Annotated in this window: 18 protein-coding genes and 1 tRNA gene; 17 read left to right on the top strand and 2 right to left on the bottom strand. The window is 41.1% G+C overall.

Annotated elements, in window-relative coordinates; translation table 11 throughout:
• The 11 genes from AC1M9C_RS09195 to AC1M9C_RS09145 all read left to right on the top strand — a co-directional run.
• Positions 1-836, top strand: an 836-nt coding sequence (locus AC1M9C_RS09195) for an elongation factor Tu (protein ID WP_481611912.1), incomplete at its 5' end; no start/stop codon positions are given.
• A 47-nt stretch (positions 837-883) separates the two neighbouring features.
• Positions 884-959, top strand: a tRNA-Trp gene (locus tag AC1M9C_RS09190).
• A gap of 77 nt (positions 960-1,036) precedes the next feature.
• Entirely contained in the window at positions 1,037-1,477 is a 441-nt protein-coding gene (gene secE / locus AC1M9C_RS09185; protein WP_035265936.1) for a preprotein translocase subunit SecE, read from the top strand.
• Positions 1,478-1,484: 7 nt separating this feature from the next.
• On the top strand, positions 1,485-2,018 hold the full coding sequence (nusG, locus tag AC1M9C_RS09180; RefSeq protein ID WP_035265938.1) for a transcription termination/antitermination protein NusG: 534 nt from the start codon (positions 1,485-1,487) through the stop codon (positions 2,016-2,018).
• A 115-nt stretch (positions 2,019-2,133) separates the two neighbouring features.
• Positions 2,134-2,562 carry a 50S ribosomal protein L11 gene (gene rplK / locus AC1M9C_RS09175; RefSeq protein ID WP_004813566.1) on the top strand — a complete coding sequence of 143 codons (429 nt, stop codon included), beginning with the start codon at positions 2,134-2,136 and terminating at the stop codon, positions 2,560-2,562.
• Between the two features lie 3 nt (positions 2,563-2,565).
• Positions 2,566-3,261, top strand: coding sequence for a 50S ribosomal protein L1 (gene rplA, locus AC1M9C_RS09170; protein ID WP_035265940.1), 696 nt, complete (start codon positions 2,566-2,568; stop codon positions 3,259-3,261).
• Positions 3,262-3,562: 301 nt separating this feature from the next.
• On the top strand, positions 3,563-4,069 hold the full coding sequence (gene rplJ, locus AC1M9C_RS09165; protein WP_035265941.1) for a 50S ribosomal protein L10: 507 nt from the start codon (positions 3,563-3,565) through the stop codon (positions 4,067-4,069).
• A gap of 51 nt (positions 4,070-4,120) precedes the next feature.
• Positions 4,121-4,492: a 50S ribosomal protein L7/L12 gene (gene rplL, locus AC1M9C_RS09160; RefSeq protein WP_035265942.1), complete on the top strand. Its 372-nt coding sequence runs from the start codon at positions 4,121-4,123 to the stop codon at positions 4,490-4,492.
• Positions 4,493-4,797: 305 nt separating this feature from the next.
• Complete coding sequence (gene rpoB, locus AC1M9C_RS09155; RefSeq protein ID WP_481587409.1) at positions 4,798-8,886, top strand: DNA-directed RNA polymerase subunit beta; 4,089 nt, start codon at positions 4,798-4,800, stop codon at positions 8,884-8,886.
• A gap of 145 nt (positions 8,887-9,031) precedes the next feature.
• The gene (gene rpoC, locus AC1M9C_RS09150; protein ID WP_035265945.1) at positions 9,032-13,225 is read left to right on the top strand and encodes a DNA-directed RNA polymerase subunit beta'; all 4,194 of its coding nucleotides are present in this window, start codon (positions 9,032-9,034) and stop codon (positions 13,223-13,225) included.
• A 197-nt stretch (positions 13,226-13,422) separates the two neighbouring features.
• The gene (locus AC1M9C_RS09145) at positions 13,423-13,779 is read left to right on the top strand and encodes a hypothetical protein (protein WP_035265949.1); all 357 of its coding nucleotides are present in this window, start codon (positions 13,423-13,425) and stop codon (positions 13,777-13,779) included.
• Positions 13,780-13,840: 61 nt separating this feature from the next.
• Here AC1M9C_RS09145 and AC1M9C_RS09140 read toward each other — a convergent pair whose 3' ends face one another.
• Complete coding sequence (locus AC1M9C_RS09140; protein ID WP_481953573.1) at positions 13,841-14,329, bottom strand: DUF4442 domain-containing protein; 489 nt, start codon at positions 14,327-14,329, stop codon at positions 13,841-13,843.
• Positions 14,330-14,453: 124 nt separating this feature from the next.
• On the opposite strand from AC1M9C_RS09140, the gene AC1M9C_RS09135 reads away from it, so the two are divergent.
• From AC1M9C_RS09135 to AC1M9C_RS09110, 6 genes are all read left to right on the top strand, one after another.
• Complete coding sequence (locus tag AC1M9C_RS09135) at positions 14,454-15,332, top strand: alpha/beta fold hydrolase (protein ID WP_481953572.1); 879 nt, start codon at positions 14,454-14,456, stop codon at positions 15,330-15,332.
• A gap of 92 nt (positions 15,333-15,424) precedes the next feature.
• Positions 15,425-16,795 carry a Na+/H+ antiporter family protein gene (locus AC1M9C_RS09130; protein WP_481953571.1) on the top strand — a complete coding sequence of 457 codons (1,371 nt, stop codon included), beginning with the start codon at positions 15,425-15,427 and terminating at the stop codon, positions 16,793-16,795.
• Positions 16,796-17,104: 309 nt separating this feature from the next.
• Positions 17,105-17,689 carry an OmpW/AlkL family protein gene (locus tag AC1M9C_RS09125; RefSeq protein WP_035265961.1) on the top strand — a complete coding sequence of 195 codons (585 nt, stop codon included), beginning with the start codon at positions 17,105-17,107 and terminating at the stop codon, positions 17,687-17,689.
• Positions 17,690-17,820: 131 nt separating this feature from the next.
• Positions 17,821-18,168 (top strand): lysozyme inhibitor LprI family protein, encoded by a 348-nt coding sequence (locus tag AC1M9C_RS09120; protein ID WP_035265964.1) that lies wholly within the window; start codon positions 17,821-17,823, stop codon positions 18,166-18,168.
• 92 nt (positions 18,169-18,260) lie between these two features.
• On the top strand, positions 18,261-20,180 hold the full coding sequence (gene htpG, locus AC1M9C_RS09115; protein ID WP_092766631.1) for a molecular chaperone HtpG: 1,920 nt from the start codon (positions 18,261-18,263) through the stop codon (positions 20,178-20,180).
• A 220-nt stretch (positions 20,181-20,400) separates the two neighbouring features.
• On the top strand, positions 20,401-20,682 hold the full coding sequence (locus AC1M9C_RS09110; protein WP_092766632.1) for a hypothetical protein: 282 nt from the start codon (positions 20,401-20,403) through the stop codon (positions 20,680-20,682).
• A gap of 62 nt (positions 20,683-20,744) precedes the next feature.
• Here AC1M9C_RS09110 and AC1M9C_RS09105 read toward each other — a convergent pair whose 3' ends face one another.
• Complete coding sequence (locus AC1M9C_RS09105) at positions 20,745-21,941, bottom strand: hypothetical protein (protein WP_481953570.1); 1,197 nt, start codon at positions 21,939-21,941, stop codon at positions 20,745-20,747.
• Positions 21,942-22,069: the final 128 nt, after the last annotated feature.

The following is a 22,069-nucleotide window of genomic DNA, read 5'->3' as shown; positions in this document are numbered from 1 at the left end:
ACATCCTTCTTTCTCGCCAAGTAGGTGTTCCATACATCGTTGTATTCTTAAACAAATGTGACCTTGTAGACGACGAAGAGCTTCTTGAGCTAGTTGAAATGGAAGTTCGTGAACTTCTTTCTACTTATGACTTCCCAGGTGATGACACTCCAGTTATCCGTGGTTCTGCTCTTGCTGCACTTAACGGTGAAGCTGGTCAGTTCGGTGAAGATGCAGTTGTTGCTCTTGTTGAAGCGCTTGACACTTACATCCCAGAGCCAGAGCGTGCTATTGATAAAGCATTCTTAATGCCAATCGAAGACGTATTCTCTATTTCTGGTCGTGGTACAGTAGTAACTGGCCGTGTAGAAGCTGGTATCGTGAAAGTAGGCGAAGAAGTTGAAATCGTAGGTATCAAAGACACAGTTAAAACTACAGTTACTGGCGTTGAAATGTTCCGTAAACTTCTAGACGAAGGTCGTGCGGGCGAGAACTGTGGTATCTTATTACGTGGTACTAAGCGTGAAGACGTACAACGTGGTCAAGTACTTTCTAAACCAGGTGCGATCAAGCCACACACTAAATTCGATGCAGAAGTATACGTACTTTCTAAAGAAGAAGGTGGTCGTCACACTCCATTCCTTAACGGTTACCGTCCACAGTTCTACTTCCGTACAACTGACGTAACTGGCGCGATTCAATTGCAAGAAGGCGTTGAAATGGTTATGCCTGGTGACAACGTAGAAATGTCAGTAGAATTGATCCACCCAATCGCAATGGACCCAGGTCTACGTTTTGCGATCCGTGAAGGTGGTCGTACAGTTGGTGCTGGTGTTGTTGCTAAAGTAACTGCATAATAGAAGTATAAACGAAAACCGAGGGTTTCGATTCTCGGTTTTGTTATAGGTCAGTAGTTCAATTGGTAGAGCGTCGGTCTCCAAAACCGAATGTTGGGGGTTCGAGTCCCTCCTGGCCTGCCAAATTATTTTTGATAAAAAGCTTGATGCTGGCTAAACTGGTCATATAATAAGTCGCGAATTCAACGACGAGTACAAAAATGTCGAATGATAAATCGCGTGACGCATTAAGCGACGCGCCAATTCCTCAAAGAAACAATTCCGCTGAAGTCGTTAAATCTGGTTCACCAGTTGACGTGATTTTATGGATTATTGCATTGGCATTACTTGCTGGTGCACTTATGGTAAATCAACATCTTCCAGCATATTGGGTTCCCGCAAACAATATTTGGGTGCGTGTTGGGGTAATTTTGGCTTGTATCGTTGTGGCTTTAGGTTTATTATACGCCACCCATCAAGGCAAAGGCTTTGTTCGTTTGTTGAAAGACTCACGCATTGAACTGCGTCGAGTGATTTGGCCAACAAAGCAAGAAACAGTAACTGCATCATGGCAAGTGTTACTTGTTGTTGTAATCACCGCTATTGGTTTATGGTGTTTTGATTACATTATTAGTTGGTTGATGAAGTTTATTATCGGGTAAAAGAGCTATGAAACGTTGGTACATTATTCATGCCTATTCAGGTTATGAAAAACAAGTGATGCGTTCGCTTAATGATCGAATCCAGCGTAGCGCTGTTGCCGATAGCTTTGGTGAAGTCCTTGTTCCTACCGAAGAAGTGGTAGAGATGAAGGATGGTAAGAAACGTAAGTCAGAGCGTAAATTCTTTCCAGGCTATGTGTTAGTTGAAATGGAAATGAATGACGATACTTGGCACATTGTTAAAGAATGTCCAAAAGTACTCGGATTTATTGGTGGTACGGCAGAAAAGCCTGCTCCAATTACGCAAAAAGAAGCTGACGCGATTCTTGCACGTGTACGCAATACTGGCGAAGCACCTCGTCCTAAGACAATGTTCGAGCCAGGCGAAGAATTATTGGTTACTGATGGTCCATTCACAGACTTTAAAGGTGTGGTGGAAGAAGTTCAGTACGAAAAGTCACGCTTAACGTTGACGATTAATGTATTCAATCGACCAACTCAAGTTGAATTGGAATTTCGCCAAGTCGAAAAAACAATTTAATCTGAATTGGTTGAAAACGCCCGATTTTATTAATCGGGCATTGTTGTTGTAACGGTATCGTTACTTGTAAATATTGGGGAGCCTTAATCGGCGTTTGTACCCAGAGGTAATTGAAATGGCTAAGAAGATTGACGGCTATATCAAGCTGCAAGTTCCAGCTGGTAAAGCGAATCCATCTCCACCAATCGGTCCTGCACTAGGTCAACGTGGTGTAAACATCATGGCATTCTGTAAAGAATTCAATGCTGCTACACAAAAACTTGAAGCTGGTCTTCCGATTCCTGTAGTGATCACTGTGTACAACGACAAGTCGTTCACATTTATCATGAAAACTCCGCCTGCTGCTATTCTGCTTAAGAAAGCTGCTGGTATCCAAAAGGGTTCAGCTGTACCTAACAAAACTAAAGTTGGTAAGTTGACTCGTGCTCAATTAGAAGAGATCGCGACTACTAAAGAACCAGATTTAACTGGTGCTGACTTAGACGCGCGTGTACGTACCATTGCTGGTTCTGCACGTTCTATGGGCTTGGAAGTGGAGCTTTAAGACATGGCTAAATTAACTAAACGTCAAAAAGCTATTGCAGCTGCTGTAGAAGCGAACAAAGTTTATACTTTGGAAGAAGCTGTAGCAGTACTTTCTAGCCTTCCAGCTGCTAAATTCAAAGAATCTTTGGATGTAGCTGTAAATCTAGGTGTTGATCCTCGTAAATCTGACCAAGTTGTTCGTGGCGCGACTACACTTCCTGCAGGTACTGGTAAAACTGTACGTGTAGCTGTGTTTGCTCAAGGTGCTGCTGCTGAAGCTGCTAAAGCTGAAGGCGCGGACGTAGTTGGTTTTGATGACCTTGCTGAAAGCATTCAAGCGGGTAACCTTGACTTTGACGTAGTGATTGCTGCTCCAGATGCAATGCGCGTTGTAGGTAAGTTGGGTACAATCCTTGGTCCACGTGGCTTAATGCCAAACCCTAAAGTGGGTACTGTAACTCCTGACGTAGCGACTGCAGTTAAAAATGCAAAAGCTGGTCAAGCACGTTACCGTGTAGACAAAGCGGGTATCATCCATGCTGCGATCGGTCAAGTAGGTTTCACTGCTGAAGCTGTTCGTCAAAACGTTGAAGCTCTTGTAGCTGACCTTAAGAAAGCAAAACCTGCAACTTCTAAAGGTGTTTATATCAAAAAGATCACTTTAAGCTCAACTATGGGTCCTGGTCTTACTATTGATGTAACTAACGTTTCTAACTAAGTTTAACTTAGACAGAATTTTAAAGCCCTGAGTAAGATTTGAAGCGTTGCTTCAAATCTTACGCAAGATACCGGTTTTGGATTTCTTGCGAACTTAGGCAAACTTTGAATTGGTAAATGAGAATTTATCAGCGTCAAAGACCTCAGGCGAGGGGAGTTTTATGCTTCGCTCTTAATATTCCAGCCTGCGTAGACGCGGTGGTGTGATTTAGTTCATCCTCCGCGTGTTGACTCAGTGATGAGTTAACGAACTGGGAGTGTACTTCGCGTGAGTACATGAATCACCGTTAGGAGGTTTTACAATGGCTCTTCTTATCGAAGACAAAAAACAGATCGTAGCTGAAGTTAACGCTGTTGCTTCTACTGCTTTCACTGCTGTTGTTGCTGACTACCAAGGTTTAACTGTTGAGCAATTAACTGCTCTTCGTGTTGAAGCTCGTAAACTAGGTGTTACTACACGTATCGTGCGTAATACTTTAGCTAAACGTGCTCTTCAAGATACTCAGTTCGATATCTTGAACGACAACCTTGTTGGCCCAACAATTTTAGCTTTCTCGACTTCTGAAGACGACATGGGCGCAGCTGCTCGTTTGTTTGAAGAATTCGCTAAAACTAATAAAGCATTTGAACTTAAAGCTGCTGCATTCGATGGCAAGGTTTATCAAGGTGCTGAAGTTAGCGTAATCGCGAACCTTCCGAACCAAGAAAAAGCGCTTACTATGCTTGCAAACGTTCTTCAAGCTCCTATTTCGAAATTGGGTCGCCTTATTACTGCGCTCAAAGAGAAAAACGAGTCTGAAGCTGCTTAAGCTTAATAAATCAATTTCCACACCATTCAATATCCATTTGGAGTTATTCTCATGGCTTTAACTAACGAAGAAATCTTAAACGCAGTTGCTGAAAAAACTGTTCTTGAACTTGTTGAACTTATCTCTGCTTTTGAAGAGAAATTCAATGTATCTGCTGCTGCTGTAGCTGTTGCTGCTGCTCCAGGTGCTGGCGCTGCTGCTGCTGAAGAACAAACTGAATTCAACGTAGAGTTGACTTCTTTCGGTGCTAACAAAGTTGCTGTAATTAAAGCAGTTCGTGAAGCTACTGGTCTTGGTCTTAAAGAAGCTAAAGATTTAGTTGAAGGCGCTCCAGCTCTTCTTAAAGAAGGTGTTTCTAAAGAAGAAGCTGAAGAACTTAAGAAGAAACTTGAAGAAGCTGGTGCTCAAGTTACTGTTAAGTAATTTCGCCATGGGGCCAATATTAATTTGACCCCAAAAATTGGCTGATGGCTCTTGGGTCATCAGCCTTTTTGCGTTACAATTATCGGCTCGATTTTTGTTAACTTGATGTAAAAATCATCAATACTAACTATAATTGAATAAAATCAAACGCTTACCAATATTTTTCCATGTTTAAAAATATTGTTAAGCGTTTTAATACCACTGAACATTGCAGCATTTGAACAAAGTGGTGGTCATATCGACCTGCGTAATTCCTTCTAGACCCGTTCTGCAGGCGGGTTTAGTTTACTTTCCGAGGACTCCAGATGGCATACTCATATACCGAAAAGAAACGGATCCGTAAGAATTTTGGTAAATTGCCCCAAGTGATGGATGCTCCGTACCTGCTCGCGATTCAAGTCGACTCGTACAGAACGTTCCTTCAAGATGGCAAAACACCAAAAAACCGCGAAGATATCGGTCTCCAAGCCGCATTTCGTTCAGTTTTTCCAATTGAAAGTTATTCTGGGAATGCTGCTTTAGAATTCGTTGAGTATAGCCTTGGTAAACCAGAGTTTGACGTTCGCGAATGTATTCTTCGTGGCTCAACTTATGCGGCACCAATGCGCGTAAAAATTCGTTTGATCATTAAAGATCGCGAAACGAAATCAATTAAAGACGTACGTGAACAAGAAGTGTACATGGGTGAAATGCCACTTATGACACAGAACGGTACGTTCGTGATCAATGGTACTGAGCGTGTAATCGTATCTCAATTACATCGTTCACCTGGTGTGTTCTTTGATCATGACAAAGGTAAGACGCATTCAAGTGGTAAGGTGCTTTATTCTGCACGTATCATTCCTTACCGTGGCTCATGGTTGGACTTTGAATTTGATGCTAAAGATTTAGTATACGTACGTATTGACCGTCGTCGTAAGTTACTTGCGACTGTGATTCTTCGTGCCTTGAACTATACAAACGAACAAATTCTAGACATGTTCTATGAAAAAGTTCCTGTATATCTAGACATGGGCAGCTATCAAATTGACTTGGTTCCAGAGCGTCTGCGTGGTGAAATGGCACAATTTGATATCACAGATAATGACGGTAAGACAATCGTTGAGCAAGGTAAACGTATCAATGCGCGTCATGTTCGTCAAATGGAAGCTGCAGGCTTAACTAAACTTCCAGTACCTGATGAATATTTGTATGAGCGTATTACTGCTGAAGACATTACATTACACAATGGTGATGTGATTGCTGCAAACACAGTTCTTAGTCATGAAGTAATGGTTAAAATCGCTGAAGGCGGCGTTAAGCAATTTAACCTACTTTATACCAATGACATCGATCGCGGTTCATTCGTAGCTGATTCATTACGTGCTGATACGACTTCTGGTCGTGAAGAAGCGCTTGTAGAAATTTACAAGGTAATGCGTCCAGGTGAGCCACCAACGAAAGAAGCTGCAGAAAACTTATTTAACAACTTGTTCTTCTCTTCTGAACGTTATGACTTATCACCAGTTGGTCGTATGAAGTTCAACCGTCGTTTGGGCCGTCCTTACGAAGTGGGTACGGATCAGAAGTCACGTGAAGTTGAAGGTATTCTTTCAAACGATGACATCATTGACGTATTAAAAACACTGGTTGAAATCCGTAACGGTAAAGGTGAAGTCGATGATATCGACCACTTAGGTAACCGTCGCGTACGTTCTGTTGGTGAAATGACAGAAAACCAATTCCGTGTTGGTCTAGTTCGTGTTGAACGTGCTGTGAAAGAGCGTTTATCACAAGCAGAGACAGATAACTTGTCTCCACAAGACTTGATTAATGCAAAACCAGTAGCGGCTGCAATCAAAGAATTCTTTGGTTCAAGCCAGTTATCTCAGTTCATGGATCAAAACAACCCATTGTCTGAAATTACACACAAACGTCGTGTATCAGCATTAGGTCCAGGTGGTTTAACACGTGAACGTGCGGGCTTCGAAGTACGTGACGTACATCAGACTCACTACGGTCGTGTTTGTCCAATTGAAACGCCTGAAGGTCCAAACATTGGTTTGATCAACTCATTATCTGTATATGCGAAAGCGAATAGCTTTGGTTTCTTAGAAACTCCATATCGTAAAGTTGTTGATGGTCGTGTAACGGATGAAGTTGAATATTTATCAGCAATTGAAGAAGTAGGTACTGTGATTGCACAGGCCGATTCTCAATTGGATAAAGATGGTAACTTAACAGAAGAATTCGTATCTGTTCGTCACCAAGGTGACTTCGTACGTATGCCGCCAGAAAAAGTAACGCACATGGACGTATCTGCTCAGCAGGTTGTTTCTGTGGCTGCGTCACTGATTCCATTCCTTGAACACGATGATGCGAACCGTGCATTGATGGGTTCAAACATGCAACGTCAGGCTGTTCCTACGCTGATTGCTGACAAGCCTCTTGTTGGTACAGGTATGGAAGCGAACGTGGCGCATGACTCAGGCGTGTGTGTGATCGCGAAACGTGGCGGGCGTATTGAATACGTAGATGCATCTCGTGTCGTTATTCGTGTGAATGAAGATGAAATGGTTGCGGGTGAAGCAGGTGTAGATATTTACAACTTGATTAAATACACACGTTCAAACCAAAACACATGTATTAACCAAAAAGTGCTTGTGAACCTAGGCGACAAAGTTGGTCGTGGTGATGTACTTGCTGATGGTCCATCAACTGATGGCGGTGAATTGGCACTTGGTCAAAACATGCGTGTCGCGTTCATGACTTGGAACGGTTACAACTACGAAGACTCGATCTTATTATCTGAGCGTGTTCTTCAAGAAGATCGTTTGACGTCTATTCACATTCAAGAACTCTCTTGTGTCGCGCGTGATACTAAACTTGGTTCAGAAGAAATTACTGCTGATATCCCTAACGTAGGTGAGGCTGCTCTTTCTAAGCTTGATGAATCAGGTATTGTCTATATCGGTGCTGAAGTAACTGCTGGCGACATCTTAGTTGGTAAAGTAACACCTAAGGGCGAAACGCAGTTGACTCCTGAAGAAAAATTGCTTCGTGCAATCTTTGGTGAAAAAGCAGCTGATGTGAAAGACTCTTCACTTCGTGTTCCATCTGGTACGAAGGGTACAGTTATCGACGTTCAAGTGTTTACTCGTGATGGTATCGAGAAAGACGAACGTGCTCAAGCGATTGAGAAAGCTCAACTTGATGCATACCGTAAAGACTTGAAAGAAGAATACAAAATCTTCGAAGAAGCTGCACGTGAGCGCGTTGTACGTTTGTTGAATGGTCAAGAGTCTAATGGCGGCGGTACAACAAAACGTGGCGACAAGTTAACTGATGAAATTCTTTCAAATCTAGAACTTGTTGATCTACTTGATATCCAACCAGTAGATGAAGGCATCGCGGAGCGTTTAACTCAAATTCAAGTATTCTTGAAAGAAAAGAGTCTTGAAATCGATGAGAAATTCGCTGAGAAAAAACGTAAGCTTTCTACTGGTGATGAGTTAACAACTGGCGTATTGAAAGTTGTTAAAGTTTACCTAGCAGTAAAACGTCGTATTCAGCCTGGTGATAAGATGGCGGGTCGTCACGGTAACAAAGGTGTTGTATCAAACATCTTGCCAGTTGAAGACATGCCACATGATGCGAATGGTGTTCCAGTAGATATCGTATTGAACCCACTAGGTGTACCTTCACGTATGAACGTGGGTCAGATTCTTGAAACTCACTTGGGTATGGCTGCGAAAGGTCTTGGTGACAAGATCGATCAAATGTTGAAAGAACAACGTACTGTACTTGAACTTCGTGAATTCTTAGACAAGATTTACAACAAAGTTGGTGGCGAGCAAGAAGATCTTGATAGCTTAACTGATGATGAAATCTTGGCACTTTCAGGCAACCTCCGTAAAGGTGTTCCACTTGCAACACCAGTATTTGACGGTGCCGAAGAAGGTCAAATCAAAGAGTTATTAGAACTATCTGGTCTTTCACGTACTGGTCAGACAGTACTGTATGATGGCCGTACTGGTGAACGTTTTGACCGTCCTGTAACTGTAGGTTACATGTACATGTTGAAATTGAACCACTTGGTTGATGACAAGATGCATGCGCGTTCTACAGGTTCTTACTCGCTTGTAACGCAACAGCCGCTTGGTGGTAAAGCACAATTCGGTGGTCAGCGTTTCGGTGAGATGGAGGTCTGGGCACTCGAAGCATATGGCGCAGCTTATACGCTTCAAGAAATGCTGACTGTGAAGTCGGATGACGTTGAGGGTCGTACCCGTATCTATAAGAACATTGTAGATGGTAACCATTATATGGACCCAGGTATGCCTGAATCGTTCAACGTATTGACCAAAGAGATCCGTTCTTTAGGTATCAACATTGAACTGAAAAATGGTGACTAAATCCCCCTCAATCCCCCCTTTGATAAAGGGGAGACTTTCCCCTCTTTAAAAAAGAGGGGTTAGGGGAGATTACCAATTCAGTTAAAAAACAATATTTGTGACCCAGTTGTGAAGTGAAAATCTCCACAACACACGGAGAAAAAAATTGAAAGACTTGCTCGATATCATGCGCAAAAAGACGGATTCAGACGGTCATGCTCCTGTAGAGTTTGATCGCATCCGTATTGGTCTTGCGTCACCAGAAATGATTAAGTCATGGTCTCATGGTGAAGTTAAAAAGCCAGAGACAATTAACTATCGTACGTTCAAACCTGAACGTGATGGTTTATTCTGTGCCAAAATTTTTGGTCCAGTAAAAGATTACGAATGCTTGTGTGGTAAATACAAGCGTATGAAATACAAAGGCGTCATTTGTGAAAAATGTGGCGTTGAAGTAACAACTGCGAAAGTTCGTCGTGAACGTATGGGTCACATTGAGCTTGCTTCACCAGTTGCACACATTTGGTTCTTAAAATCACTGCCTAGCCGTATCGGTCTTCTTTTAGACATGACGCTACGTGATATCGAACGTGTATTGTATTTCGAATCTTACGTTGTAACAGATCCTGGTATGACTCCGTTCGAAAAATACCAACTTCTGAATGACGAAGAATACTTCACAGCATTAGAAGAGCACGGTGATGAATTCACTGCGAAAATGGGTGCTGAAGCAGTTCAAGATTTGTTGAAAGACATTGATCTTGAGGCTGAGATTTCTCGTTTACGTGAAGAAATTCCGAATACAACTTCTGAAACGAAGCTTAAGAAAGCATCTAAGCGTTTGAAGTTAATGGAAGCGTTCAAAGAGTCGAATAACAAACCAGAATGGATGGTGTTGACTGTACTTCCTGTACTTCCACCAGATCTTCGTCCGCTTGTACCACTTGAAGGTGGTCGTTTCGCGACATCTGATTTGAACGATCTTTATCGTCGTGTGATCAACCGTAACAACCGTTTAAAGCGTCTTCTTGATCTAGCTGCTCCAGATATCATCGTACGTAACGAAAAACGTATGTTGCAAGAATCTGTAGATGCATTGTTAGATAACGGTCGTCGTGGTCGTGCAATTACTGGTTCGAACAAACGTCCTCTTAAATCTTTGGCAGACATGATCAAAGGTAAACAAGGTCGTTTCCGTCAGAACTTACTTGGTAAGCGTGTTGACTATTCTGGTCGTTCAGTAATTACTGTAGGTCCTACTTTACGTCTTCACCAATGTGGTCTTCCTAAGAAAATGGCACTTGAGTTATTCAAGCCGTTTATTTTCGCGAAATTACAAGCGTCTGGCCAAGCAACTACCATTAAAGCTGCGAAGAAAATGGTTGAGCGTGAGACTCCAGAAGTTTGGGACGTTCTTGCATCTGTGATTCGTCAACATCCAGTGATGTTGAACCGTGCGCCAACACTTCACCGTTTAGGTCTTCAAGCATTTGAGCCTGTACTGATTGAAGGTAAAGCGATCCGTCTACACCCACTCGTATGTGCTGCGTTCAACGCCGACTTCGATGGTGACCAAATGGCGGTACACGTTCCATTAACACTTGAAGCTCAATTAGAAGCTCGTGCGTTAATGATGTCAACGAACAACATCTTGTCTCCAGCAAACGGTGAACCAATCATCGTTCCATCGCAAGACGTTGTCTTAGGCTTGTATTACATCACCCGTGATGCAATCAATGCCAAAGGTGAAGGCATGGTGTTCGCGGATACTCACGAAGTAAACCGTGCGCTTGCAACAGGTCAAGTTGATTTACATGCTCGTGTTAAAGCTCGTGTACATCAAACTGTGATTAATGAAAATGGTGAGCGTGAGCAACAAACCATTATCGTTGATACAACACCAGGCCGTTGCTTACTTTGGGAAGTTGTGCCAGAAGGTTTAAGCTTCGAGCAAATCAACGTTGAGATGACCAAAAAGAACATCTCTAAATTGATCAACTCTTGCTACCGTAAGCTTGGTTTGAAAGATACTGTTATTTTTGCTGATCAATTGATGTACCTCGGTTTCCGTCAAGCAACACGTTCAGGCGTGTCTGTTGGTATGGAAGACATGGTGATTCCACCTGCGAAGTATTCAATTATCGAGAAAGCTGAAGTTGAAGTTCGTGAAATTGAGCAACAGTTCGAACAAGGTTTCGTAACTGCCGGCGAACGTTATAACAAAGTTGTCGATATTTGGGCGCGTACAAACGACCAAGTAGCGAAAGCGATGATGGATAACTTGTCTTACACGACTGTTAAGAACAAACAGGGTGAAGACGAGAAACAAAAATCATTCAACTCGATCTACATGATGTCTGACTCGGGTGCCCGTGGTTCGGCAGCTCAGATTCGTCAGCTTGCAGGTATGCGTGGTTTGATGGCAAAACCGGATGGCTCAATTATTGAGACACCAATTAAAGCGAACTTCCGTGAAGGTTTGACGGTACTTCAGTACTTCATTTCAACACACGGTGCGCGTAAAGGTTTGGCCGATACAGCATTGAAGACAGCGAACTCGGGTTACTTGACACGTCGTCTTGTAGACGTAGCGCAAGACTTAGTGATTACTGAGCCAGATTGCGGTACTTTTGACGGTCTAGTAATGACGCCATTCATTCAAGGTGGTGATGTTATCGAGAACTTAGGTACTCGTGTACTCGGTCGTGTATTAGCTGAAGATGCGAAGCGACCAGGTTCTGATGAAGTGGTACTACCACGTAATACACTCATCGATGAGAAACTTGCAAACTACCTAGAAGAGCAAGGTGTCGATGAAGTTAAAGTGCGTTCAGTTGTAAACTGTGCATCTACTTTTGGTGTATGTGCGAAATGTTATGGTCGTGACCTTGCACGTGGTCACTTGGTGAATCCAGGTGAATCAGTGGGTGTAATGGCTGCTCAATCAATTGGTGAGCCAGGTACACAGTTAACGATGCGTACATTCCACGTGGGTGGTGCTGCGAGCCGAACTTCTGCTGCGAACAGTGTTCAAGTACGTAATGCAGGCTTTGTCCGATTCCATAATGTGAAGACAGTTCAACACGCTAAAGGTCACTTGGTGTCTGTCTCTCGTTCTGGTGAGATTGGTATCACTGATGACATCGGTCGTGAGCGTGAGCGTTATAAACTTCCTTACGGTGCCTCAATCTTGATTAAAGATGGTGGTGCGGTAGAAGCTGGCGGTATTGTAGCGACTTGGGATCCGCATACGCATCCATTGGTAACAGAAGTTGCTGGTAAAGCACGTTTCAGCCAAATCGCTGATGGTGTAACTGCAACATCTAAAACAGATGATGCAACTGGTATGACGACAGTTGAAATTTTACCTGTAACGTCTCGTCCAGCTTCTGGTAAAGACTTACGTCCAGCGATTGTATTAGATACAGTTGATGGTGGTGAACAGTTCTACTTCTTACCACAAAATACAATTGTGACTGTCCGTGATGGCGAAACAATTGGTGTGGGTGATGTAATTGGTCGTGTACCTCAAGAAACTTCACGTACTCGTGATATTACCGGTGGTCTTCCACGCGTAGCTGACTTGTTTGAAGCACGTAAGCCGAAAGAACATGCGATCCTTGCAGAAGTTTCAGGTGTTGTAAGCTTTGGTAAAGAAACTAAAGGTAAGAATCGTCTTGTGATCACACCGGATGATGGCTCAGAGATTTACGAAGAGTTAATTCCTAAGTGGCGTACGATTAACGTGTTCGAAGGTGAGCATGTGAACCGTGGTGAAACGATTTCTGATGGTCCGCAAAACCCACATGACATCTTACGTTTGAAAGGTGAAGTGGCGTTGACAAACTACATCGTGAATGAAGTTCAAGACGTATATCGTCTCCAAGGTGTAAAAATTAACGATAAGCACATTGAAGTCATCGTACGTCAAATGTTGCGTAAAGTTGAGATCATCGATGGTGGTGATACAAGCTTCATCAAAGGCGAGCAAGTGGATTACATCCGTGTTGTCCAAGAAAACCAAGCAGTACTTGCTCAGAACAAGTTCCCTGCGAAGTTTGAACGTCAATTGATGGGTATCACGAAAGCTTCACTTTCTACTGACTCGTTCATTTCTGCTGCATCGTTCCAGGAAACAACACGTGTGTTAACTGAAGCTGCTGTAACAGGTAAAGAAGATGATTTACGCGGTCTAAAAGAAAACGTGGTTGTTGGTCGCTTGATCCCAGCGGGTACAGGTTTGGCTTACCACTTAGAGCGTCGTCGACAAGAAGCAGAAGCTGCTGAACACGAATTGGTTAATGACTTCTCTGAAGTTGACCAAGCGTTCTCACAAGCATTAAATGAAGATCAGTTTTAATCTAAACTGAATTAAGAAGGCACCTACGGGTGCCTTTTTTTATTGAGTTTGATAATGTGAATTTGAGGCTAAATATCTATTTTGAAAAAAACTCTTTACAAATAGCATCATTTTCGCGTTGTCTTGTAACAGAAATTGAAAATTTTATTCTCTAGATCGCGATATGCTTATATAAATAGACAAAGAGGGACATCAAGATGAAAAAGTTAACAGCTGTCATGGCGATGGCAACCGTATCTACAATGCTACTTGCAGGTTGTGAAAGCATGACGCCGAATCAACAGCGTATTGGTGCAGCTGCTGCAGGCGGTGCACTTGGTGGTGGTGTTGGTAATAATGTTGGTGGTGGTGTTGGTGCAACGCTTGGTGGTGGTGCAGGTGCCGCTGTAGGTAGTAAAGCTCAAGGGGGCTCAGATCGTAATGCCACTTATAGTGGTGTAGGCGGTGCAATCGGGTCTGCAGTAGGTAAAAGTATTTTTGGTGGTAACTCTGGCGCTGCAATTGGTGGTGCAATTGGCGGTGGTGCAGGAGCAGCGATAGAGCAAAAGCGATAGAACAAAATAATCGTTAATTTGCTAAAGTGATAAAAAAAGCGCTCATAGAGCGCTTTTTTTATTAACGGAAACGTGTGGCTTTTGCCTTCTTGCGACGGATATACACAGTTTTGTGAACTTCTGCGATCCGTAAGCCTGATTCATCCATAATATTCACAGTATAGTTACGGTAAACAGGAGCATGATTGCTAGCGAGCTCTTTAATGAGTTGTATTTCACTGGAATCGATGCGGATATCTGCATAAACAGTGCTACGACCAGGAGTTAAAAAATCGATGCTTGCAGCCTTATCCCAAACAATATATTTATCACCTAAGTGATACATGAGTAATGTCATATAGAATGGGTCAACCATAGAATAAAGGCTACCGCCAAAATGGACACCCACAATATTTTTATTTTTTCGTGTAAGTGGCATTTTCACACGTATATGATGATTTTTTAAGTCGATTTTATCGATAGAAATGCCTGCACCTTGGAAGGGTGCAAAGCTATTAAACATATACTTGGAGATCAACGGAATTGTCGTTAGCTTTTTCAAAATACTCATTTAGGTCAATTATTTTTATTTCATTAGTTAGCATACTAAAGTACAAAAAATATTCTGGCATTGATCGAAAATCATCGTAGACCAAGAAAACGGTCAATCAATAACAAAAAAGGTTGAGCATATTATGCAATTTGAGTCACATTGGATTAACACGACAGATCAACAAAAACTCTATGCTAAAACATGGGGAGATCGGAATAAGCAGGCATTGGTGCTTGTGCATGGTTATCCTGACAATCAAGAAGTATGGGAACCAATCATTTCGAATTTAATCGAAGATTATTTTGTTGTGACTTATGATGTGCGTGGCGCTGGTCAATCGAGCATACCGAAAAAGATTCGCGCTTATGCATTAGCTCAACTGTCTTTAGATTTGGAAAGTGTGGTAAATCATCTGTTGCCAAATCGTAACTTTCACGTTGCAGCACACGATTGGGGCTCAATTCAAACATGGGAATCCGTAACAGAATCTAAATTTAAAGGCCGTATTCTTTCCTATACTACCATTTCTGGACCATGCTTGGACCATGCTGCTTTTTGGATGCGTGAACAATTCAAACATCAAAAACCAAAGTTCTTTAAGCAATTGATTAAGTCTTGGTACATCGTACTATTTCAGCTACCCGTAGTTGCACCGACGATGTGGAATTTTCTCAATCCAGATCGCTGGGGCAAAATATTTGAAATTCTTGAAGATACAAAAGGCTTACCTGTAAACCAAAATATCTCTAAGGATGGTGAGTATGGTGTGGCGCTATATCGCGCGAACTTTATTCCACGTCTAACGATGCCTCGTCAACGTCATGCGATTTGTCCCATTCAAGCGGTGGTCTTAAAACGTGATAAATATGTGAGTCCTGAGTTGATTGATGAAATTCCAAAATGGGCGACAGTTTTTGAACGTGTTGAGGTAGATGCGAATCACTGGGCAGTTTTAAGTCGTGCACAAGAGATCGCATCGTATATTAAACAATTTGCAAAAAAAAATGCGCAAGGCGAATAGAATTTGACGAGTGAAGGTTTCAACCCCTGATGAGCAGATTTATTACAAACAAATTCTGATAAAATAGTTTTTTTGTCTGATTCCTATTTCTTATGTTTGCAATTCTTGCTGCCATTGGGGTCATGTTTGGCCTCTCTTTGGCTCGTGTGCCTGTGGTATTTGCACTGATCATTGGTGCTGTAACAGGAGGCCTATTGGCTGGTCTTGGTTTACAAGGCACTATGGAAGCGTTTAATGGTGGTTTGGGCAAGGGTGCCCAGATTGCTTTAGCTTATGGTGTACTTGGTGCATTTGCCTTAACTTTGGCTCGTTCAGGTTTGCCAGATTTGTTGGCCTACAAAATGGTGACTATGCTTAAAGGAAGCAGCAATCAGAAATCACAGAATATTGTGAAATACATGATTTTTGCAACTTTGGCATTTGCTGCAATTTGTTCTCAAAATCTAGTTCCAGTTCATATCGCATTTATTCCAGTATTGATTCCACCATTACTTGGGGTATTTAATCATCTACGTTTAGATCGTCGTTTGGTGGCATGTATCCTGACATTTGGTTTGGTGGGTACATACATGTTGGTGCCGTTTGGTTTTGGTGCGATCTTCTTAAACGATATCTTGGGTCAAAACATCAATACGTTTGGTAAAGCTTTGGGTTTTGAGATTTCATATACTGATATCCCATCAGCGATGGCAATTCCTGTTTTTGGTATGTTTATTGGTTTGCTCATCGCCATGTTTTATACATATCGTAAGCCACGTGACTATGAAACGGTAAGATCAGAGATTAAATCTCAAAGAATCTCTGACACATTGGCTGAAGAATCTTTGGATGAAAGACCACAAATTGCAACATTTACCATCTTTATGGCCATTGTGTCTGTATTTGTGACCCTTGGTGTGCAATGGTACTCAGACTCCATGATTTTAGCTGGTTTAGTCGGTGTGGCGATCCTAAGCTGTGCGGGTATTTTCAAGTGGAAAGAAGCTGACGATGTCATCATTACCGGTATGCGTATGATGGCGCTCGTGGGTTTTATTATGATCGCGGCACAAGGGTTTGCAGCGGTGATCGGTGCTACTGGTCAGGTTCCAACGCTAGTTGAGGCTTCAGTCGCGTGGATTGGTGATAGCCAAGGTTGGGCGGCGTTCTGGATGTTGCTGATCGGATTATTGATTACTTTAGGTATTGGTTCTTCTTTTTCAACAATTCCTATTCTTGCAATCATTTATGTCCCATTATGTATTCAGTTTGGTTTTAGTCCAGCAGCAACAATTGCGCTCATAGGTACTGCTGCAGCTCTAGGTGATGCAGGCTCTCCAGCTTCAGACTCGACTTTAGGTCCAACATCAGGTTTGAATATGGATGGTCAACATGACCATATGAAAGACAGTGTGATTCCGACATTTATTCATTTCAATATTCCATTGATGATTTTTGGTTGGATCGCGGCAATGGTGCTATAACTATATTTAAAAATAATTGAATAAAAGGCGATTAATATAATCGCCTTTTTTTATTTTAAATCAGATTAAAATAGTAGGATTAAATAAAAAAATTCCGAGTAAAATAATATGATTAATAGGTTATTTAAAATAACTGGTGGATTTATAATTGACTAAATTGGTATGATTTAAAATAAATTATTTTTATAATCAATTGTTTATAAATGTAATGTATTTTATTTAATTTTTAAGAGTTGCATATTAATTTTTGGCATGTTTATTATATTTAAATAGTGTTTTATTTAGATCAATCTTCCAGAGGTTATAATAATGTTAAATAAAATTGCACTGATTGTTTTGCTTGGAATGTCTGCAAATGCACTGGCAGGAGAATGGCAACTTAAGTTAGGTGCATCTGCAATTTCTCCAACGCAAGATACCACTGTGGCCGCTCTAGGAGGAGCTAAAGTGGAAGCCGATGATGAATTTGCTTTTACCCCTTCGGTGGAATATTTCTTTAATGATCAAATTTCTGCTGAATTATTATTAGCCACACCAGTTCGCCATGATGTTTTGATTAATGGCGCTGATGCAGTGACGATTAAACATTTACCACCAACACTGACTGCGAAATATCATTTTAAAAATACCTCGGGATTTACACCTTATGTTGGTCTTGGTGCAACAGCATTTATTGCTTGGGATGAGCAAGGCGTTCAAAGTGTAAAAGAAGATTTTGGTTATGCAGCGCAGTTAGGTTTCAATTTCCAACCAGCTGATGCAAAAAACTGGGGTGTATTCGCTGACGTACGTTATGCAGATTTGAACCCTGAAGTGAATGTAGATGGAACAACAAAGTTCAAGCTAGATATAGATCCAGTCATCTATAGCATTGGTTACAGCTACAAATTCTAAAAATAAAGTTGCGCCTAGCCCTATTATTCAATAGGGCTTTTTTTATTTGTTGTACTATAACAGGTAGAAAATACCATATAAAAAAACAATTTTTTTCAATAATCTAGAAAGCTCATAACCGAGTAGTATGCATGAAGAACCAATTCATAAAGCTCATCATTGTGCTGGCTGCATGTGGAAGTGTTCCAGTATTTGCAGCGAGTTTTGATTGCAAAAAGGCGCAGTCCGAAACTGAGAAAGCTGTTTGTGAACATCGTATCCTGAATGATGCTGATGTTAAAATGGCTGCGACTTATCAAATTCTACGTCGTTTAGTACCGATGGGAATGCGATCAATCATTCAGAATGAACAAGTCAAATGGCTGGAATTACGTGATCAATGCCAAGCAAATTTGCAATGCTTAAATCATGTCTATCAAATGCGTCAGCAAAAACTAGAAATACATCTTGATCGAATTTACAAACAAGGTCCTTTTTAAAAAAATTTAATTTTGACCATTGAAAAAATTAGAAGCTACACCATTCATTAAGCATTCAAAAAAATTGTTTTGATGTGTTTAAGGAGTAGTTTATGAGCGAGCAGAATACACAAAAACATAGTTTCCAAGCGGAAGTTGCTCAGCTTTTACATTTAGTGACGCATTCACTTTATTCAAATCCAGAAATTTTCCTTCGTGAGCTAATTTCAAACGCTTCAGACGCATGTGATAAATTACGTTTTGAAGGGATTAATCATCCTGAATACTATGAAAATGATCCAGATTTACGTGTACGCGTACAATTGGATAAAGATAATAAAACCATCACCATTTCCGACAACGGTATTGGTTTAAGTCAACAAGAAGCAATTGATAATTTGGGTACGATTGCTAAATCTGGTACTAAAGACTTTATGTCTAAATTAACCGGTGATCAAAAGTCAGATGCACAGTTAATTGGTCAGTTTGGTGTCGGTTTTTATTCTGGCTTCATTGTTGCTGATAAAATCACAGTTGAATCACGTCGTGCAGGGGCTGAAGCTTCAGAAGGTGTACGTTGGATCAGTGGTGGTACAGGCGAGTTCGAAGTTGAGCAAATTACAAAAGAAGGTCGCGGTACAGATATTATTCTACACTTGCGTGAAGACGCATTAGATTATTTGCAAAGTTATAAAGTAAAGCAAATTATCAATAAATATTCAGACCATATTAGTTTACCAATTCAAATGGAAAAAGAGGTATGGCAACAAGAAGAAGCAGCTGAGGGCGAAGAAGCGAAACCAGGCCAGTATGTCAAAACGGGTGAATGGGAGGCGATCAATTCTGCCAGCGCATTGTGGACACGTAGTAAGAATGACATTACTGAAGAACAGTATATTGAGTTTTATAAAAACTTAAGTCACGACTTTGAAGCACCGATTACTTGGGCGCATAACCGTGTAGAAGGGAGCACTGAATATACGCAATTACTGTATATCCCAAGTAAAGCACCGCACAACATTTTCTCACGTGAAGCAAAAGCAGGTATCAAGCTCTATGTGAAACGTGTCTTCATCATGGACGATGCAGATAATCTCATCCCGAACTATTTACGTTTCGTACAAGGTGTTGTGGATAGCGCAGACTTACCGTTGAATGTGAGTCGTGAATTACTTCAAGAAAGTCGAGATGTTAAAACCATCCGTGAAGGCAACACACGTCGAATCTTAACAACTTTAGATACTTTAGCTAAATCTGAAGATGAAGCAGATCAAGAGAAATTTAAGAAGTTTTATGCTGAGTTTGGGTCTGTCTTAAAAGAAGGCTTGGGTGAAGATTTCACCAATCGTGACCGAATTTTGAAGCTTCTACGCTTTGCAACTTCAAACAATGATGAGGTCACCACTTCATTGGCTGACTACAAAGCCGCAATGAAAGAAGGTCAAAAGGCGATTTATTATGTAACGGCGGAAAGCTTAGCCGCTGCTAAAAACTCGCCACAACTTGAGTTATTCAAGAAAAAAGGCATCGATGTTCTGCTAATGACTGAACGTGTAGATGAATGGGCAATGGAATTTGTTCATGAGTTTGACGGGACACCAATGCAGAATGTCGCAAAAGGTGCTGTCGATTTAGGTGATTTACAGGATGCTGAAGAGAAAAAAGCATTAGAAGCGGCGGCTGAGCAGTTTAAACCTGTGGTTGAAAAGCTCTCTGAGTCATTAAAAGACAAAACCAAAGAAGTGCGCGTAACCACTCGTTTGGTTGATTCTCCAGCGTGTCTGGTAACTGGTGAAGGCGAATTGTCTCCACAGTTGATTCGCATGTTAAAACAAGCAGGTCAAGCAGTCCCAGAAAGCAAGCCAATTTTAGAGATTAACCCTGAGCATCCATTAGTGAAAAAATTGGAAGGTTCAGCACAATTTGACGATCTTGCAAATGTGATTTTTGATCAAGCGATGATTGCGGAAGGTGGTTTACCAGAAGATCCAGCTGCATATTTAAAACGCATTAACAGCTTATTATTGAAATAAGCGCATATTTTAAATTGTGATCGAAAGCCTATCTTCGGATAGGCTTTTTTAATGCAGCGCCGTCGTAGAATGCAAAAGGAACTATTTAAGCTTTGAGTTAAACTAGATAAATTTTTTCGATGTTGATGATAAAAAAATACGTCCAAGTTTCGATTTGTAAAACATATCAAAAAATAATAATTAATCTATAATAACGATCATTAAATATTGGGAATATTCTATGAAAACTTCAATGATGCTCGCATTTAGCATGTTTTGTTTGAGCTTAACCAATGTCACTTATGCAGAACAAGATGTGAAGAAAATTGTTCGAAATGATCGTGTAACCGTAGTGAAGCACCAAATTCCACAATTTGATATTAATCCTTTTGTGGATAGTAAACGTATCGCACGCACAGATCGCGTCGGTTATGTTTTACCTAAAACTGAAGCTGAAGCGTCTCCTAAAAAAACACGTATTACACGTAATGATCGTATCGTGATTCAAAAGCCTGTCATTTGAGAATCTAAGATCCAAAAAAAGCCCATCAGTGATGGGCTTTTTTTTATGACTATTATCGAGCGCTAAAATCTAGCTTCAAGACGAACTAATGCACGAGGATAGTGTGATCGATCTTCACGCTTGTCATTAAAATAGTTAAGATCACCTTGAACAAAGAACCATTCGCGGAATAAGGGTTGGCGCCAAGAAACAAAAGGTCCCCAACTGTTCATACGTAAATCATCTTCGTTGTAATAACCACCCACATACATACCGTAGTTAAAGCGGTTATCATGGAAAAACTGATGTTGGCGATAGGTACGATTATCCCAAGTCCAATCATCATCCTGCTCATCCGCATAAGTTAGATAAAGCTGATTTGAAATAAATGCTTCATTTGGACGTGCGTGGGTGAGTTCCAAATTGGTTCTTAGATAATTTTCACTATCTATACCATAACGATAGATTTGTTCAGCGTGAAAGGAAAAATCATTCCCGAGAGTCCAATCTTTTGTTGCCTTTAAGCGGGCATAAATGTCATCTCCAGATCGAATACCTAAATCAGCATCTAAATCGTAAGGTAACTTATCAGACAGTTGTGACCAACGTAATGCGATCGAACTGTTATCTTCACGGATTCGCTTAGTGTCGACATTTTTGTCGGGATCACCAGCGGGATTTTCATTGGTAATGGCAATGTTGTTGTCAATTTCATTATCTAGTGAATCATCACCAAAGACTAAACTTAATTTACGCTCTAAGGTTGGTAAGTCGATTTTACCGCGTATACGTGGCTTGAATTCGTAATCATCATACTTATTCCATTTATTATCAAAGATTACACGTAGCGTTGCTTTGGCAGTTTCATCTTCATAGCCTTCACCAAACCAACCATCGATTCGCTGTGCCGTTCGGTCTGCCCAGTGACGAATCGATTTTTGACGTCGGTCAATCCATGATAAATCTTCAGTCGCTTGGGTCGGGGCATATATTTTTTTATTGGATTGTTCTGGGAATAGTGTCGGCGTTGCATCAACCATGCGAGGAACGTAGTTAATCCAACCTAAGCTATTTTCATCCGATGTTGGCCAGTCTTTTTGTTGAAATTCTAAAGGATAGTCTAAAGTAGGGAATTCGCTACTGACACTAATTTCATCTGTTTGATAAGGATCAGTCAAGTGATCTATCTGATCTTGGCTATACACGAAAGTACTTAAAAAGCTACAACTTAAGACAAGACTTAAGGTTGACGGTTTGAATTGCTGCATGATTCTTTTCATATTCGCTCTAAGTCATTTTCATTGTTAAGCCACTGAATTTATTTATAAAATTAAAAAAATGGGCTTAAGCATCGTGATATTATTAAAAATCAATATTTGATCTATTCTAATGAATTGTTCAACAAAAT

The organism is Acinetobacter sp. 24-47-39, assembly GCF_056783825.1.
Note: the sequence above shows the minus strand (reverse complement) of the source record. Positions and strands in the feature narration are given on the sequence as shown.